Raw genomic sequence first — 15,130 nt, forward strand, 5'->3', positions numbered from 1 at the left:
GAGGTGCGCAACGGCGCACCTCCGGCCTTTCGCTTTACAGGGCCGCGGCCACCCGCTCCAGCCGTTCCAGCCACCACCGGGTGCGGTCCGCCGGAGCGGCGAAGCGCTCCAGAAGCTCCTCCGAAACCGGCACCGGGCGCACCGCCAGCCAACCGGCGTCGGGCAGTAACGGCGCAGGAGACACGTCGCCGTCCATCAGTGACAGGGTGGCCAGTCCGCAGGCGTAGGGCAGGTCGGGAAGCGCGGCGGCGAGCGCCACCCCCGCGCTGATTCCCACCGACGAGTCCAGGGCGGAACTGACGACGGCGGGAAGCCCGGCCTGCGCCACAATGTCCAGTGCGCACCGGACCCCGCCCAGCGGTGCCACCTTCACCACAAGCAGGTCCGCCGCGTCTTCCCGGGCCACCCGCAGCGGATCCTCCGCCTTGCGGACGCTCTCATCCGCGGCGATCAGGACGGGCAGTCCGCGCCGCTGCACCTCCAGCCGCACGGCGCGCAGATCGCTGACCGCCATGACCGGCTGTTCCGCGTATTCAAGCCGGTAGGGAGCCAGCGCCTCCAGCGCCGAGAGGGCTTCGGTCACGTTCCAGCCGCCGTTGGCGTCGATGCGCAGGTTGGCCGCGGGCAGCAGGCGGCGCACTTCGGCGACGCGCGCGACGTCGTCGTCCAGCGACTGCCCGCGCTCGGCCACCTTGATTTTCACCGCGGTGACCGCACCGAAACGGGCAAGGACAGGTTCGACGCCGGCCGCCGCCACCGCGGGGACGGTCGCGTTCACGGGGACGCGGCTGCGCACCGGCGTCGGGAATCCCTCCCAGGCGGCCTCCACCGCGGCGCGCAGCCAGGCCGCTGCCTCGGCGTCGTCGTACTCCGGGAAGGGGGCGAACTCGCCCCAGCCCGCCGGTCCGCACAGCAGCAGCACCTCGCGGTGGGTCACCGAGCGGAAGCGGACCCGCATGGGCAGGGAGACGACGCGCGCGGAGGCCAGCAGTTCCTCGGTGGTGGGGTGCTCCATCCGCCCAGCGTACGCGGAAGCGGCCTGCGGCCCGCGGCCTGCGGCCTGCAGACGAGTCAAGCCGATACCGGAACCTTTACGCAGTTGTGACAGTGTTAAACGCGTGAGCACCCAGCACTCGACCAAGAAACACCGCTTTTCCACGGCCGCACGGCACCCCGTGCTGTTTGTCCTTGGAGCCATCGGCTGCTTCCTGGCGTTGGGGTGGACGTACTGGGCTTTCGTCCGGACCACCACCGGCCAGTTCGCGGATGAATCTGCGTGGGCCGAAGCGGGGATTGCAGCGCCGGACACCCAGGGCCCGTTCCTCCGCTTTCTCGACAGCCTGCCCGTGATCTCGGTGTTCATTGCGGCCGCCGTGATCCTGTTCGTCACCCTGGGACGACGGCGGTGGGCCGCCGCCGCCATAGCTCTCGGCACGATCGTCGGCGCCAACCTCACCACCCAGGTGCTGAAGAACCTCCTCTTCGACCGGCCCGACCGGGGCGTACCCACGCTCGACTTCAATTCGCTTCCCTCCGGCCACACGACGCTCGCCGCCTCCGCCGCGGCTGCGATCTTCCTGGTCGTCTCGCCCCGCTGGCGGCCCCTTGCCGCGGCAGCCGGAGGCACCTACTCCGTCCTGGCGGGAGCGGCGACCTTCATCAACCTGTGGCACCGGCCTGCGGACGTGGTCGCCGCGTTCCTCGTGGTGGGGGCGTGGACCCTGATCGGCGGTCTCCTGATCATGCGGAACGGCAGCCGCTGGAACGTGTGGGACGGTTTCGGCGAGTTCTGGGCCGCGTCACGGGTGTGGCTGGCGCTGTGCTGGGTCCCGGGCCTGATCGGGCTGGCCCTGTCGCTGGGTTTGTACGTCTACGTGCAGCTGAGCGGCCCGGCTCCCGTGCCCGGTACGGCCGGTGTGCCGCTGTTCTTCTGGTCCGGGCTTTCGCTCATTGTCGGCGTGGGCTACACGCTCAGCGCGACGGCCTGCTGGCTGTTCGGCTGGCAGGCGCGGCTGTATGGCCCGGACTCCGCCTAGGGGCGGTCCGTCCGCGCCGGGCGCCGCGGCACCCACCGCCACAGGACAAGCGCCCCCAGCAGGCCCAGCACACCGGTAGCCCAGATCCCACCCGCCAAGGATGCCACTGCGGTCACCGCCGACACCGTTCCGGGACCGGCCATGGTCCCGATGTCCGTGAGCAGCCGCCAGAGCCCCAGGAACTGCGGGCGGCCGGGCGTGGGCGAGAAGTCGGCGCCGAGCGTCATGACAATCCCTGACCCGATGCCGTTGCCGAAACCGATCAGCAGGGCCACCGCCAGCAGGCTCGGTGCGTCCCCTGTCAGGGGCAGCAGGAGCAGAGCCGCCCCCATGATCAGCATGCAGGGAACGGCGACCCACCGCCTGCCATATAAGTCCATCACCTTTCCCGCCGGGTAGAAGATGAGCATGTCGATGGCGCCGGAGAGGCCGTAGATGAGTGCCGTCGTCGTCGGGTCCAGACCGATCTCCTGTGCCCAGAGCGGAAGCACGGCCTGCCGGGTGGCCCGTACCGCCGCAATCAGGAGCACGCCCACTCCCACAGTCCCGAGGACCGGGGCGTGGCTGCGGACAATCCTCCTCATGGTGGGCGGGGCAACCGCGGCGGCGGCCGTTGCCGGCGAGGTGCGGCGGGCTCCCAGCTCTGGAACCTGGATGCTCAGGATGGAGGCAAGAAGGGTGGCTCCGGCACCCACCCAGTAGGCGCCGTCGAGTCCGAGGACACTCATTGCGAGCGCTCCCGCGAACGGGCCGAGGAAGACGCCGATGCGGGTCACCCCGCCCAGGGTCGAGAGCGCGCGGGCCCGGAAGTGCAGGGGCACGGCCTCGGTGAGGTAGCTCTGGCGGGCAAGGCCGAACACCGCTCCGGCCATCCCGATCATGAAGATGGCCGCCGCGAACACCGCCAGGCTGGTTGCGGACAGCGCCAGGATCATCGCGGCGGAGCACCACAAGGATGCGCCGACCAGCGCCCAGCGCTCGCCGAAACGGGAGGTGATCAGGGTGGCCGGAACGTTGGTGACCAGCGATCCGATGCCGGTGAGGGTAAGGACCAGCGCGGCGGTTGCCACATCGGCGCCCAGCTCGGTGGCCGAGAGCACGATGACGGGGACGATCGATCCGGTGGCTGCGCCGTAGAGGAGCGACGGACCGTAGGCGCCGACTGCGATCTTCCGAAGACTGAACGGTTCCTGGCGCACCGTTCAACGCTAGCGCAGAGGAGCGTCCTTCCGCGGCACCAGGAAGAAGCCGACGATCGCGAGGACTCCGGCGATTCCCTCGGCCACCGCGCTCACGGTCTTCTCGAAGAACCACAGCGGCTCATACATTGCCGGGATGGGACCGACCTGCGGAAGCTGGATGTACACGGAGAGTACGACGGCGGCGAACGCCGAGAGCGCCACCACCGCGGCGATGGCATAGGACAGGCGGCTCCCACGGACCAGCACATAAAGCCCTGCGAGGATGGCCGCGGCGGCCTGGATCCGGAAGAGATTCCCGCCGCCGATGCCGTCCGGATACGCCTGCTGATATTGCGGCGCGAGGACAAAGTGGACGTACGCGTCGACGGCGAGCCCCAGCGCAATGAGTATGCGAAGGCCCATCATCAGCGGGGCCGAGCGTCCGTGCGCTACGGGCCCGTGTGCTGCGGCGCTAGCCATCACTGCTCACCGTCAGGGTCCCCGTCATGTTCGGGTGATAGGTGCAGATGAAGGGGTAGTCGCCCGGTTCCGACGGTGCGGTGAAGGTGGTGGTCTCGCCGCCTCCGACGATGGCGTCGAAGTCCTCTGTCTCGGTGGTCGTCACCGTATGGGGTGCAGTGTCTTCATTGATCACGGTGATCTCGGCGCCGGCGGGCACAGAGTCGGGCATCTCGTACTCGAAGTTGCGGATGGTGATGACGATTTCCTCGGCCGGTGCCTCCTCGGCTGGTTCCGAGGCCGCCCACGACGCCGTCTCTTCCGCCGTTGCCTCAGGCTCTGCGGCGGTTGTTTCGGCGGCGCTTGTTTCAGCCGGCGGGGCTTCGCTGGTTGGTTCTCCACCGGACCCACAACCAGCCAGTCCGGCCAGGGCTGCTGCGAGCACAAGGCCAAGCGCGCTGCGTGGGATGTTCATGGTGGTCCCCTCACTGCCGGCTACCAGTCTTCACCCAGCCATCCCTGCGAGGATTACCGTGGAAGATTATGCCGAAAGAGTACACCCGCGAGAGGCTCACATGACCGCCGTTCCAAGGAATCCACAGGATCTTCACGTGGTGCTCCTAGGAATCGACGGCGCAGGCAAAACCACGTCCGCCCGTTCGGTGATCCGGGCGCTGCAGCAGCAGGGCATCGAGGGCGCACTGTACCGCAATCCGGGCGGGCGGCGCACGCTCGACCACTGGGCTGCCCGTCACGCACCCACGGCCGAAGCGCTGCTTGGTCCCCACCGCCTGGACGCGCTGGAGAGCACCCTCCGTGTGCTGGCCGTGCTGCGTTCAACACTGCAGGCACGACGACGACGCGGCGTGGTCCTCTTCGACCGCCACCTGCAGTGCCAGCTGGCGCTGCGTCACGTGCGCGGGCTTCCGGCGGGGGTTGTGCTGCCGTGGCTGCTGCGTGTGCTGCCTCAGCCCGATCTTGTGGTGTATGTGAGCGTCGATCCAGAGACCGCGCAGGGCCGCATCGCTGCACGGAACACCGACACCGAAAGCCTGGAATTCCTTACTGCGCTGGACGCCGCCTACCGGCAGCTCTCCGGGTTCGGGGAGTATGCCGTCGTCGATGCGGAGGGGACGGAAGCGGATACCGCAGCCGGTCTCCTCGCGCTGATTGAGGCGAGGCTCCGGCCTGGCGTTCAGTCCCGGTCAGCTCCTGCCGGGCTGGCGCTCCAGCCACTTCCAGTGGGCGAGGGTGCGCAGGCGTGTCAGTAGTGCACGGGACTGCTCGGGGCCGTAGGGCAGGATGGGAATCGCCTTGGTCATGTCCACCGAGGCCTCGTCCATGGCGGTCTTGGTGACCCGGACGGCGCTGCGCATCTTGTTCAGCTGGGTGTCCACAAAATCGACATCCACCGCGGCGCCATGCCCGGGGACGTAGACGTCGTAGAGGTCGTCCAGGGCGGAGATCTTGCCGAGCGTCCGGATCCATTCCGTTGGGAAGGAGTCCTCGAAGCCCGGGTCTGCGCCTTCCTCCACCAGGTCTCCGGTGAACAGCACGTTGCCGGCGCCGACCAGGAGGTCGTTGTCCGTGTGGCCATGGCCCAGATGGAACAGCGTGACTGAAATACCGCCGAGATCCAGGTCCACCGGTGATCCGGAAACGTGCCTGTTCGCGGGATGGAGGGCCGTATGCTCACCGTCGCCGGCTGCCATGGCCGGCTCCATCCCGGCCACCTGGGCCCGCTGGGCGTCCCCGCTTTCGCTGACGACGGCGGCGCAGCGTCCGGTTGCCCAGAAATCCTCAACGCCGTGGGCAGCGAAATACGCGTTGCCGAAGACATGATCGAAATGCGAGTGGGTGTTCACTACGGAGAGAGGCAGGTCGGTCAGCTGCCGCACCGCGTCGAGGATCTGCGCGGCCTGCACCGGCCCGGCGCCGGTGTCAATCACCAGCGCGCGTTCCGATCCGACCACCAGTCCGGTGTTCACACCGAAGGGATCGCTCTGAAGTTTCCACACGCGGTCCCCCAGCTGCTGCCAGGGGTGGGACTGCTGATCGACGCTTGGCTCAGGCATGTGTTCCTCTCTTTGCGGCTGGCTCTTAGCCTATCGGCAGGGCAGCGGTGCGAGTGGTTGGGTCCCGGGATCAATGGCGGGATGAGCCGCTCAGATCGAGTGCCGCCGAGATAGCAGCACACTCCAATCGCCCGTGCGCTGATCCCGCCCTCGTCGCATTGGGTAGCGTGCGGCCTTTATGCACACCGACCTTCACGCGGTGCTTCCCGCGGGATCGCAAATCGGAGACGTGCGCTGGACGTTCGGCTTACGCGGCCTTTGGCGGAGTGTTGTTCTCGTGATCTGCGAAGTCACTGTGTCTGGACTCAGTCACTAAAAAGTGCCTCGAGTGGGGCAAAGGGCACGATTCCCTGCGCCTTGACCAGCAATTCCGCGTCGATGGTGACGAGGGCGTCGGCCTGCAGTTTCGCGACAGCCAGATATTCGGCGTCATAGGTTGATCCCCAGCGCTGCTCGCGGGCGATCCTCCAAGCCGTACGGCGGGATACTCTGTCGCCTAGCAATCGCATTTTCATTTCCGTCACCCGCTCATGCCGTTGAAGAGCTTCGTCCTCCGAAATTCGCCCCTGTTGGACGGCTTCGAATAAAAGCGAGAGCGACTGGGAACGGATCAGGTTAGGTGCCACGAGTTGGTGCTTTACATCGGCTCCGAAGTTGTCTGCGACGAGATGCAGGAGCGTTGGAGCGTCGATCGCATATCGCGTCATGGAACCAACCTTAGTTGAGCCGGATTAGCTGTCTTGGGATCAGTAGATGTACTCGCGAGCACTCTCAGCCGTGTGCTCATTGAAGAGGCGCTCCATAGCCGTGGTTCCGGACTCGACGCGGTCAGAGCTGCCACTCATTTGTTCGTGTTCTGATCTCTTGAATCATCGGATCGGCGAGATCGAGGCGCTCGATGATGACCATTGGGTCACTCATGAGCAGGCCGAGCTCGCGCGTGAGTGGAACGGAGATTCCCCAGGCAGTTGCGAACCCAACGTCCGAATAGAAGTCGTCATCTTTCGGATTTCTGATTAGGCTGACCGGCGAGTCACATGTGATGAGCGAACGCCTCTCGAACCGAACAAGGGACCAAGGTCGCGTCGCGAGATGCTCTGCCGTGTCGACCATGTGCGAGATGTGGGCTGCGACGGAGATTGTGATCGACGGGCCGCCGGGCTGAGTGGCCTCAGCCCAGATGCGCTGTTCTTGGTCCGCAGTCGCGTCGAAACCTTGGTTCTCCTTGATCCATCTCTTGCCGTTCCTCCGGCCACCGGCGCCCACCTCAACCCGAACCATCTTCGCTTGCAGCCGCTCGATCGTCTTGCGCGTGTCAGGTCCGCGCACCGCTTGCAGCGCCAGGTAGAAAGACACCCTGCCGCGATCCTCCTCAGAGAGAGGTAACTCTCGCCGCCTTCCATGCGTCTGATGATCCCGATGACGTCCCCTTCAACGCCACTCAAAATCTTCTCGAAGCCGTCCGGCTACTCTGCACCTGGGATCGTATGGAAGTGCGTCCGCGCCGCAACGTTTCTGACCGATGTGGTGAACGCCGAGCGAATTCGATCGAGCGGGACAGCCGTGATGGGTTCCTTGACGGTCGCAAATCCACGTAGGTACCCCTGCGGCACGTAGTGATGAAGCTTCGACGTGTTCCCATTTCCCATAATTAGATAGTTGCAGGCTCTACCGACGGGCCGCGCTTGCCGACCCACCGGTGCGACCCTCAATCGCCCTGAAGTAATATCCGCCGGACAACGGGAGCGGTGATGGATCCGTGCCGGGAAGCGTCCTTGGAGCTGTTGCGGCGGGAGTTGAGGAAGGACGCTGGAGTGCAGCTATAAAGCTGCAACGGCGAGGTGCGTTGTCCGGTTGACGGCGGCGTAGTGCCGCGGCGAAAGTCGAGGTCGTCCGATGATGGTGCAGTACACACCGGTGCCGACACACGTATGAGGACCTTGGATCAGCTGGCCGGGCCCCATCGGTGCGGGGACCTGCCGTCATTGGGCACAAACCGCCAATTGTCGGTTAGTGCTCTGCTATGACGGCGAGAACGGGTGGGTCGGTAACGTTCCTGTTCGCCGGTAGGTTCACTCAGAGAGCTGGCCGTGCACGCCGATGGCCCGCTCCCACCGGAGTGAAAGGGGCCATCGGCGCTTCAATCGGTTGGCGTGTTCTATTGGGCGATGGTGAATCCGCCCCAGCCGCTACCGATCTGAGTGCGGGTTCCGGAGAACGTTCCGGTGCCGCTGCCGCGGTAGAGCCAGAGGGCTCCTGCGCTGTCCCTGGCGACAATGTCGGCGCGGGTGTCAGCGGTACCCCAGGCACCCGGGCCGATCAGGTGGAAGCCGTTCCAGCCGGTACCTATCTGCGCCGAGCCGGCGAAGGTGCCAGTCCCGGAGCCGCGGTAGAGGCTCAGCGTTCCGGTGGAGTTTCGAGCGATAACGTCCGAGCGGCCGTCACCATTGAAGTCGCCCGTGCTGACCAGGGAGGTGAATCCTCCCCAGCCGCTGCCCGGTTGGGTGCGGGTACCGAAGCCACTCGCCCCGTTTCCTGGGTAGAGGAAGAGTGCACCGGAGGCGTCGCGGACTAGAAGGTCAGCCCGGCGGTCGCCGTTGAAGTCACCCGGGGTGATGAAGGAGTTGAAGGCGTTCCAGTTGGTTCCCGTGGCGATCTGTACGCCTGCATTGATCCTGCCGGTGCCGGTTCCGGCGTAGAGCCAGAGCCGCCCGGACGTGTCGCGGGCCAGGACATCGGAGCGTCCGTCATTGTTCAGGTCGCCGGGTTGCAGGATGGTGTTCATGATGCCCCAGCCGGTACCCATCTGAATCCGGGTGCCGAAACCACCGGTTGACGTGGATGGGTACATCCACAAGGTCCCAGCACCGTCGCGTGCCACGAGGTCCGGTCGCCCGTCGCCGTTCATGTCCTTCTGCCGTGCGATCGTAGCCGGAGGAGGAGGCGTCGTCGCGGTGCCGATCTGCCAGGTGTGCGAACCGTTTGTGCTCAGGTTACCTGCGGTGTCGGTGGCTCGGACGTTGAACGTGTAAGTACCGTTCACCTGGGCATCATAGGCATGAGGCGAGGTGCATGCACGCCAGACTGAGTTCGTCGGCAGTAACTGGCACTCGAACGTGGCTGAGGCCTCACCGCTGAATGTGAAGGACGGCGTATTGCTTGCAGTCGGGTTCGACGGCGTGCTCTGGAACGTCGGGGCAAGCGGAGCGGTTGTGTCCACCGTCATCTGTAAAGTCCCGGAAGTAGCCGCTGCACCGGTGGTCGCGTCGGTCACGATGCGGGCCTGAATCCGGTACGCACCGCCAGTCAGCGGCGTCGTGGGAGTCAGGGTATAGGCGCCGGCTGCCGAGGCTACAGCGGTAACACCCGTCGGAGCATCGTTGATCACAAGCTCAACAGTCGCCCCCGCTGTGGCCGTGCCCGAGAAGGTTGGCGTGGTGTCGTTGGTGATGTTGTCGGCGCTGGAGCGGCCGGTGTCGCTGAGGTTGTCGAGGTTCGGGGTCGACGGGGCTCCGTCGACAACATTAGCGATCAGGCCCTGCACCGTGAAGAGGTTGGTGGTCACGTTGACTCCGGGGCCAACCACGGTGACAGAGTTGTTGCCGGAGGGCGCACCGGTAACGGTCCGCGCCGTGTTGATGTCGCCGATGGTGCCTGCCGGTGCAGTGGTCTGCCGCAGGAACGTCGCGGTGCTGCCCACGGCGAAGTCGCCGAGGAATGCTGCTCCCACTCTGTTCCAATCGCAGGGAGTCTCGAGACAGCCATTATCGATTGTCGTATTGATGATGCCCGCGGCGTCCGCCCTAAGAACATGGGTTCCGTACGGGTGGGTAATGGTGTAATCAGCGTTTGCCTGGAGTCCGTCAAAGCGGAACCGAAGCCGACCGAATCCGATCTGGTCACCGGGAATCACCGCTTCGTTTGCGTGGGCGGCCTCAAGGGCCGCCTCGTACGACCCAATAGCGCCGACTGTTGCTGCAGCCTGGAACCAGAATGACTCGTCCGGGAAGTTATCCGGATAAGAGGCCGGAAGCTCCGGGTTCGGCGGCTCGGACAGGCAACCACGGCCAGCCTCGTAGCACAGCGCGAGCTTGATAGTGCCATCGTCGTACCATTCCGGATAGCCATGCAGTGTGCTGATAGGACCTGTACCAGCGGTGGCGGCCCGGCCGGGCGAGGCTGCCAGGGGTGCAAGCGCCGCGACCAGCATGACGCTTGCAAGAACGGAGGCCGTGACTTTCTTGGGTTGATGAATGCGGCGTCCCTTCGGGGGACCACCCGCATAGTGAAAACTGGACATTTCAGAGCTCCCTTTGTGAGACCGAAACCTTGCTTACTATCCGCTTCGGTAGCACAAAGGGTGCGTCGCGCTCCTTGTGCATTCCTTGTGAACCCAACAGAGGGTCATTCCCAAAACATTTTCTATGCCGGTCGCATCCCGTACTCCTACACGGGAGCAGCATGATTTCGGAGGCGGGCTCCGGCAGCCGGATAATTTCGGCGCTAGGCTGGCGTCATCCAGCCTCGGATAACCGAGGCTTGTATCTGGGAAGTCCTTGAATGGGCTCGCCAACCAAGGGAACCGCGACCTTTTGTTTGCATCATCTGGGCTGTAGAAGCTGGTGGGTCAACCAGGATCTTGCTAGGTGTGCTTGATTGGCCTAACAGTCGCCGCGAATCCGGTCAGGCCAGCCAGCGCCACCAGCGTGACTGCTCCGGTACTGGTTCCGGTTCCGCCTCCTCGCCAAGGGCCCGCGCAGCCTCGACGATGTCGTCCGCGGTGAGCGTCATTACGGCCTCACGATCGAGCGCGTCGAGACTTTTTTCTCGTCGAGCGACAATCGCAGTGCCTGGCGGTTGAGCGTCTGTTCGAACAGCGTGCGCGCGAACCGCGCATTGCCGGAGTCTTCGCCCGTGTGGACCCCAGTGAGGATACGGCGCAGCATCTGGTCCGCACCCGGCTCCAGCATGTACTCGTGCTGGGCCAGCATTTGGTGGAAGATCGTTTGAAGTGCGTCGACTGAGTAGTCGGGGAATGTGATTTCGCGGGCGAACCGGGAGCGCAGCCCGGGGTTCGAGAGCAAGAAGGACTCCATCAACCGCGGGTACCCGGCCACAATCACGACCAGGCGGTGGCGGTGGTCCTCCATCCGCTTGAGCAAGACCTCGATCGCCTCGGGGCCGAAGTCCATTCGGCCGTCCTCCGGTGCCAGCGAGTAGGCCTCATCGATGAACAGGACTCCGTCCAGCGCACGCCGAATCACCCGATCCGTCTTGAGAGCGGTCGCGCCGACGTACTGCCCCACCAGGCCCGAACGGTCCACCTCGATCAGGTGCCCCTTCTGCAGCAGACCTACCGCGCGGTACATCTCGGCCAGGAGTCGCGCAACTGTGGTCTTGCCCGTGCCCGGGTTTCCGAGGAAGACCAGATGCTGTGATGTGGCCACCTCGGGCAGGCCGTGCGCCTTACGGCGGGCCTGAACCTGGAGCAGAGCGACGAGGGCCCGCACCTGTTCCTTCACTGTCTCCAGTCCGACCAGTGCGTCGAGCTCGGCCTGCACCTCGGACAGGGGCCGGGTCGGTCCGGGCCTCGAACCGAGAAGATCACCGACCAGGTCGTCGACGCGCTCCGAACCGGGCAGCTTGAGCTGATCGGTCAGATGGCCGATAGTTTCGCGCAGGTCGTCGAGCGGATTGCGGCTGACCGCCATGTATCCACTGTAGTACTCGATTCCCTACCGGAGCGGGGTTTGCTTCCACCAGAATCAACCCTCATGGTCGTAGTTCTCGCGCGGCAGAGGCCGTCCCTGTTGGAGAATGCGGCCAGTGACGTCGAGGCCGCTACTGGCATCTCGGAGCTCCTCGCCGCCACGACTGCCCTTAGGATTCCTCGTTCGCCCCGATGGAGGGAGCTTGCTTCGGCCTATCCTTCACCGTGTTCCGGCCGCACGGCGAGGGATCGCTTCTGAGAATCAGTCAACGACCGTGAGGACTCGGATAGCTCGTTCAAACAATCCTGCAGCCACGGCTTCAAGAGCAGCCCTATGATCGGCGCTTCGCTCCTTCGGCGATGGAACCTGGCGAACAACATCCTCATTGCCAACACTCACGATGCCGCCCCAGTTCTCGGCGTCAGAATCCAGCGCTGAAACAGTGCCCGTGGACCAACCATGCTTATCGGATTTTCCACGAGAAATATGCGCGCTCAGGATGAAGGTTTTGACTTCCCCTGACGGCTGCTTGATCGGCGCGTGAATGATCTGGGTCAGACTGACACCGTACTGCGCGCGTTCAAACTGGGTATCTACAATTTTGTAGTCGCTCATCGGGTCATTCTCTCCCAATCTCATGGTCAGGCAACTCGAAAGGGGGTGGTGAGGGAACCGACGAGTGGGTGGCGGCATCGCTCGTTATGCACCACACGGATCGATGGAGGAGGCTCGTGGTGCAGATAAATGAACCCTCCCAACGGTATCCAATGGTCTCGGCATGACTAAGAATGCATACTGGACTAGGACCGCCCTCTCAAGGAGGATCGATCAATGAATCGAACGAATGCGTCATGGTCGGACCCCGCATCTCCGGTCTTCGGCGCCCTGTCCACTGCTGTGGCGGGCGTACTCCCGCTGATTGACCCGTCCAAGTTGAACAACACGCAGCGCCGTACCGTGCACGCCGCCTCAGCAGTGCTGACGGGCGTCTACGCGGCCGTCATCGTAGGTGGCAGGAACAGGCGGATGATGCCGTTGAAGGTTGCCACCGGGCTTGCAGCAACAGGTGCAGCCCTGCGCTTCGCGGACGCGGGGGACACGTTCGATGCCCACCTGGAACAGAAGTTGCGGCAGGCAGGATCCAGGTATCCTCGCGTGTGGATGGCGGTGGGCGCAGCGGCGCTCACGTTCGCCGGGCACCTGGGCGACCGGGCTGCCAGCCGTACGCAGCTTTTCGAGCCCATGGCGATCGACCAGCGGGAGCGGCTCCGTTCACCTGGAGCCGCCGTCTGCTCCCTGGTGGAAGGCCTCCTGGGGGCAACTGACTGGTTAGGGGCCGATGCGCTGCATGCACAGTTGCACGCGGCCCGGGAGGTCTACTGGGATGGCGGGTTTACCTCGGTGGTTCACTTCAGGGTGCCCGACGAATTGCCGCGCGCTGTGCCGCACGAACAGGTGTTCCCCGTCCGCGGACAGTTCTCGGGCCCGGACGGGACACCCCTTCGCCTGTTCCTGCAGATATCGGACGGCAAGCTCGACTACCTCGGCGTGGAGCCTGCGAACCCGGAGGATGCCGATCATTTCGACGATCTCATCGACGAATGGCCCGAGCCCTCGGAAATTACCTACGTGCTCGACGATCCGGACGGAACGACGGCACCCCTCCCGGGCTGATCAGGGCCTTCGTGGGGTCGCCGAAACAGCGGCTCGGCCTCATATTGCGCATGTAGACGCCTCGTCAGGCCGAGAGTTTTCAGACCAGTCCACCCCCACCACGTCCACCGTGATGGCGCTGCCCGGTATCGTCCGCCGTCAGCTTCACATCTTTTTCCCTGAGCTGGCCAAGGGCCAGAGAGATCAACAGTGACAGTGCGACGATGGCGGCACCTTCGAGGAAGGTGATCCTCGATAGAGCCCAGACCGTGAAGCCGATAAAGACCGCGGAGATGACAGCCGCAGTGATGATTATCCTCATTGTTCCCCCTAGGAGCATCCTGCCATGGAGCGTTCCGGGCCGAACCATTTCCCGAATGACTCAGTCGGGACCCGTCGGCCAGCGGACGCCGTTGTATGGCGGGAGAAAGTCGGCTCATAGGTAGGATCCGATGAATGATGCTCTCCTACACACTGTTGAGCGACACGGCCTCGCGGTCTTGCGTGGCTAGTTCCTGCCGTGTTGCGAGGATGAATGCATGCGGAAGGAATCTGACATGCGGGATCGTCTTCGTCAGTCTTTTCGATGGCGAGGAGACCGGACCGATCCGGACTTCAGAGCTGATGTCACCGGGTGGTGGCGGAGTCCAGACACGCTCTTGTCGCTCGGTCCAAGCCTAGGTGCGCTCTTCCCGGACTCGACACCGACCGTCGTCATGGGTACCGAGTCTCATGGAACCTTACTCGGCGTCCTCACGGCGCAGCATCTAGGTATCGGCTTCGCGGAAGTACGGAAAGACCCTGGGCGAGCGGCCGACAGCGATGCCTGGTGGGAGACGTCGACCGGACCTGACTACCTCAACCGAAGCTTGCGACTCGGGCTGCGCCGCTCATTGTTGAAGGCTGGGGACAGGGTCCTCTTCGTGGACGATTGGATTGCCACCGGTGCTCAGGCAGAAGCGTGCCATTCGCTCGTCGAGATGAGTGGTGCTGCCTGGATCGGCGCTGCGGTCGTCGTCGATGGGGTTGAGAGAACCCCTTTGCGGCGGAAGCTCCAGCTCAGATCGATACTCAACGTTCGGGAGCTCTAATCCAGCGGGCTCCCACCACTTCCCGCCCGTGCCAGCGGGCTCCCACAACCGGATCACATTGCCCTCGGGCTCTACTGTTCCGTTGCATTTCGAAGAATAGTAGCGATCTCTTGGAAGCCCAGGGACGCGGCCTGCTGCAAGGGCGTCAGACCATCTCCCTGGGAGGGGAGTCTCACGTCGGCGCCGCCTTCGATGAGCAGCTGCACGGTCTCCACGTACCGGGGCGAGCCATCGCCAAAGATGATCGCCTCGTTCAATGCCGTCCACCCCGGGTTGTTGACGTGGTTGACATCCACCTCGGTCTCCAGCAGCCTACGCACCACGTCCGCATGGCCGCGCTCCGCGGCGCGGATCAGGGCGGTGCCGTTGAAACTGTCGAGAGCGTGGACGTCCGCACCGTTGCTCAAAGTCATCTCCAGCAGCTCGAGGTAGCCCTCACTCGCTGCGATGAGAAAAGCGCTCTGTTGGGTTTCGTCCTCGTAGTTGACGTCGGCACCGGCCTCGATGAGCCGGCTGGCTTCGGCGACGTTGTTCTCCCAGGCAGCGTTGATCAGATTCTGATTCAGCACGGTCAGTTCTTCCGGCGTGAGCGGGTTGGGAGTAGGCGATGGGCTGCTCGGCGAGACTTCCGGAGCGGACTCCACGGCTCGCGGCGACGGGCTCGGTGTGCTTGACGGGCTCGCGGACCCTGAAGGCGTCTGTTGCGTCGGACCGGTCACCTCGCCGTTGTCACTGCACCCCGTTATCAGCAGCAGTACGGCAAGGAGACCACCCTGTACGAGCACCCTCACCGGGACGCCTGCCCCGGGACCACCGAGGTGGCACAAAAGAACTTCATTGGGACCATTCCCATGCCTGCCAGCATACTCGTGCCAGAAAGGGCACGCTGATGGGCGCGGCGGGCCATCCGCAATTGGATGACCC

The 15,130-nt window shown here is 64.6% G+C and carries 15 protein-coding genes and 2 pseudogenes; 4 read left to right on the forward strand and 13 right to left on the reverse strand.

What is annotated here, in order from left to right:
* Window positions 1-34 precede the first annotated feature (34 nt).
* Window positions 35-1,015, reverse strand: a complete 981-nt coding sequence (locus BLS52_RS02080; protein WP_090584299.1) for an o-succinylbenzoate synthase — start codon at window positions 1,013-1,015, stop codon at window positions 35-37.
* A gap of 103 nt (window positions 1,016-1,118) precedes the next feature.
* Between BLS52_RS02080 and BLS52_RS02085 the strand changes: the two genes are divergently transcribed.
* Window positions 1,119-2,036: a phosphatase PAP2 family protein gene (locus tag BLS52_RS02085; protein WP_090584300.1), complete on the forward strand. Its 918-nt coding sequence runs from the start codon at window positions 1,119-1,121 to the stop codon at window positions 2,034-2,036.
* Here BLS52_RS02085 and BLS52_RS02090 read toward each other — a convergent pair.
* The 3 genes from BLS52_RS02090 to BLS52_RS02100 are packed head-to-tail and all read right to left on the reverse strand — an operon-like array spanning window position 2,033 to window position 4,151.
* Window positions 2,033-3,235 (reverse strand): MFS transporter, encoded by a 1,203-nt coding sequence (locus BLS52_RS02090; protein WP_090584301.1) that lies wholly within the window; start codon window positions 3,233-3,235, stop codon window positions 2,033-2,035. The genes BLS52_RS02085 and BLS52_RS02090 overlap by 4 nt on opposite strands.
* Window positions 3,236-3,244: 9 nt before the next feature.
* Window positions 3,245-3,697: a hypothetical protein gene (locus BLS52_RS02095; RefSeq protein WP_090584302.1), complete on the reverse strand. Its 453-nt coding sequence runs from the start codon at window positions 3,695-3,697 to the stop codon at window positions 3,245-3,247.
* Window positions 3,690-4,151, reverse strand: coding sequence for a cupredoxin domain-containing protein (locus BLS52_RS02100; RefSeq protein WP_090584303.1), 462 nt, complete (start codon window positions 4,149-4,151; stop codon window positions 3,690-3,692). Before BLS52_RS02100 ends, BLS52_RS02095 begins: the two co-directional genes overlap by 8 nt.
* A gap of 136 nt (window positions 4,152-4,287) precedes the next feature.
* On the opposite strand from BLS52_RS02100, the gene BLS52_RS18425 reads away from it, so the two are divergent.
* The gene (locus tag BLS52_RS18425; RefSeq protein ID WP_175460060.1) at window positions 4,288-4,947 is read left to right on the forward strand and encodes a dTMP kinase; all 660 of its coding nucleotides are present in this window, start codon (window positions 4,288-4,290) and stop codon (window positions 4,945-4,947) included.
* Here BLS52_RS18425 and BLS52_RS02110 read toward each other — a convergent pair.
* The 7 genes and pseudogenes from BLS52_RS02110 to BLS52_RS02140 all read right to left on the reverse strand — a co-directional run bounded on the left by BLS52_RS02110 (window position 4,882) and on the right by BLS52_RS02140 (window position 12,077).
* A complete protein-coding gene (locus BLS52_RS02110) occupies window positions 4,882-5,751 on the reverse strand; it encodes an MBL fold metallo-hydrolase (RefSeq protein ID WP_090584305.1) in 870 nt (289 codons plus the stop codon). The genes BLS52_RS18425 and BLS52_RS02110 overlap by 66 nt on opposite strands.
* A 305-nt stretch (window positions 5,752-6,056) precedes the next feature.
* Window positions 6,057-6,458 (reverse strand): type II toxin-antitoxin system VapC family toxin, encoded by a 402-nt coding sequence (locus BLS52_RS02115; protein ID WP_090584306.1) that lies wholly within the window; start codon window positions 6,456-6,458, stop codon window positions 6,057-6,059.
* 121 nt (window positions 6,459-6,579) lie between these two features.
* Window positions 6,580-7,122: pseudogene (locus BLS52_RS18760) on the reverse strand (DUF4238 domain-containing protein); the annotation flags it as partial.
* 95 nt (window positions 7,123-7,217) lie between these two features.
* On the reverse strand, window positions 7,218-7,400 hold the full coding sequence (locus BLS52_RS19110) for a DUF4238 domain-containing protein (RefSeq protein WP_090584308.1): 183 nt from the start codon (window positions 7,398-7,400) through the stop codon (window positions 7,218-7,220).
* Between the two features lie 509 nt (window positions 7,401-7,909).
* The gene (locus tag BLS52_RS02130) at window positions 7,910-10,051 is read right to left on the reverse strand and encodes a VCBS repeat-containing protein (protein ID WP_090584309.1); all 2,142 of its coding nucleotides are present in this window, start codon (window positions 10,049-10,051) and stop codon (window positions 7,910-7,912) included.
* 383 nt (window positions 10,052-10,434) lie between these two features.
* A pseudogene (locus BLS52_RS02135) lies at window positions 10,435-11,462 on the reverse strand (AAA family ATPase).
* Window positions 11,463-11,723: 261 nt separating this feature from the next.
* Complete coding sequence (locus BLS52_RS02140; RefSeq protein ID WP_090584310.1) at window positions 11,724-12,077, reverse strand: hypothetical protein; 354 nt, start codon at window positions 12,075-12,077, stop codon at window positions 11,724-11,726.
* 216 nt (window positions 12,078-12,293) lie between these two features.
* Here BLS52_RS02140 and BLS52_RS02145 point away from each other — a divergent pair, with 216 nt between their 5' ends.
* Complete coding sequence (locus BLS52_RS02145; RefSeq protein WP_090584311.1) at window positions 12,294-13,136, forward strand: hypothetical protein; 843 nt, start codon at window positions 12,294-12,296, stop codon at window positions 13,134-13,136.
* Window positions 13,137-13,215: 79 nt separating this feature from the next.
* Here the strand turns inward: BLS52_RS02145 and BLS52_RS02150 are convergent, their stop codons facing one another.
* Window positions 13,216-13,437 carry a hypothetical protein gene (locus tag BLS52_RS02150; protein WP_090584312.1) on the reverse strand — a complete coding sequence of 74 codons (222 nt, stop codon included), beginning with the start codon at window positions 13,435-13,437 and terminating at the stop codon, window positions 13,216-13,218.
* 235 nt (window positions 13,438-13,672) lie between these two features.
* Between BLS52_RS02150 and BLS52_RS02155 the strand changes: the two genes are divergently transcribed.
* Window positions 13,673-14,206, forward strand: a complete 534-nt coding sequence (locus BLS52_RS02155) for a phosphoribosyltransferase family protein (RefSeq protein WP_281241671.1) — start codon at window positions 13,673-13,675, stop codon at window positions 14,204-14,206.
* Window positions 14,207-14,277: 71 nt separating this feature from the next.
* On the opposite strand, the gene BLS52_RS02160 is transcribed toward BLS52_RS02155, so the two are convergent.
* Window positions 14,278-14,775, reverse strand: coding sequence for an ankyrin repeat domain-containing protein (locus BLS52_RS02160; protein ID WP_217636715.1), 498 nt, complete (start codon window positions 14,773-14,775; stop codon window positions 14,278-14,280).
* Window positions 14,776-15,130: the final 355 nt, after the last annotated feature.

This window comes from Arthrobacter subterraneus (genome assembly GCF_900099735.1).
In the GTDB taxonomy this organism is placed as follows: domain Bacteria; phylum Actinomycetota; class Actinomycetes; order Actinomycetales; family Micrococcaceae; genus Arthrobacter_D; species Arthrobacter_D subterraneus.

Bases quoted from the DNA above. Each gene is read 5' to 3' on its own strand.
- BLS52_RS02080 (WP_090584299.1), bottom strand. From the start codon at position 1,015: ATGGAGCACCCCACCACCGAGGAACTGCTGGCCTCCGCGCGCGTCGTC.
- BLS52_RS02095 (WP_090584302.1), bottom strand. From the start codon at position 3,697: ATGGCTAGCGCCGCAGCACACGGGCCCGTAGCGCACGGACGCTCGGCC.
- BLS52_RS02100 (WP_090584303.1), bottom strand. From the start codon at position 4,151: ATGAACATCCCACGCAGCGCGCTTGGCCTTGTGCTCGCAGCAGCCCTG.
- BLS52_RS02110 (WP_090584305.1), bottom strand. From the start codon at position 5,751: ATGCCTGAGCCAAGCGTCGATCAGCAGTCCCACCCCTGGCAGCAGCTG.
- BLS52_RS02115 (WP_090584306.1), bottom strand. From the start codon at position 6,458: ATGACGCGATATGCGATCGACGCTCCAACGCTCCTGCATCTCGTCGCA.
- BLS52_RS19110 (WP_090584308.1), bottom strand. From the start codon at position 7,400: ATGGGAAATGGGAACACGTCGAAGCTTCATCACTACGTGCCGCAGGGG.
- BLS52_RS02130 (WP_090584309.1), bottom strand. From the start codon at position 10,051: ATGTCCAGTTTTCACTATGCGGGTGGTCCCCCGAAGGGACGCCGCATT.
- BLS52_RS02140 (WP_090584310.1), bottom strand. From the start codon at position 12,077: ATGAGCGACTACAAAATTGTAGATACCCAGTTTGAACGCGCGCAGTAC.
- BLS52_RS02145 (WP_090584311.1), top strand. From the start codon at position 12,294: ATGAATCGAACGAATGCGTCATGGTCGGACCCCGCATCTCCGGTCTTC.
- BLS52_RS02150 (WP_090584312.1), bottom strand. From the start codon at position 13,437: ATGAGGATAATCATCACTGCGGCTGTCATCTCCGCGGTCTTTATCGGC.
- BLS52_RS02155 (WP_281241671.1), top strand. From the start codon at position 13,673: ATGCGGGATCGTCTTCGTCAGTCTTTTCGATGGCGAGGAGACCGGACC.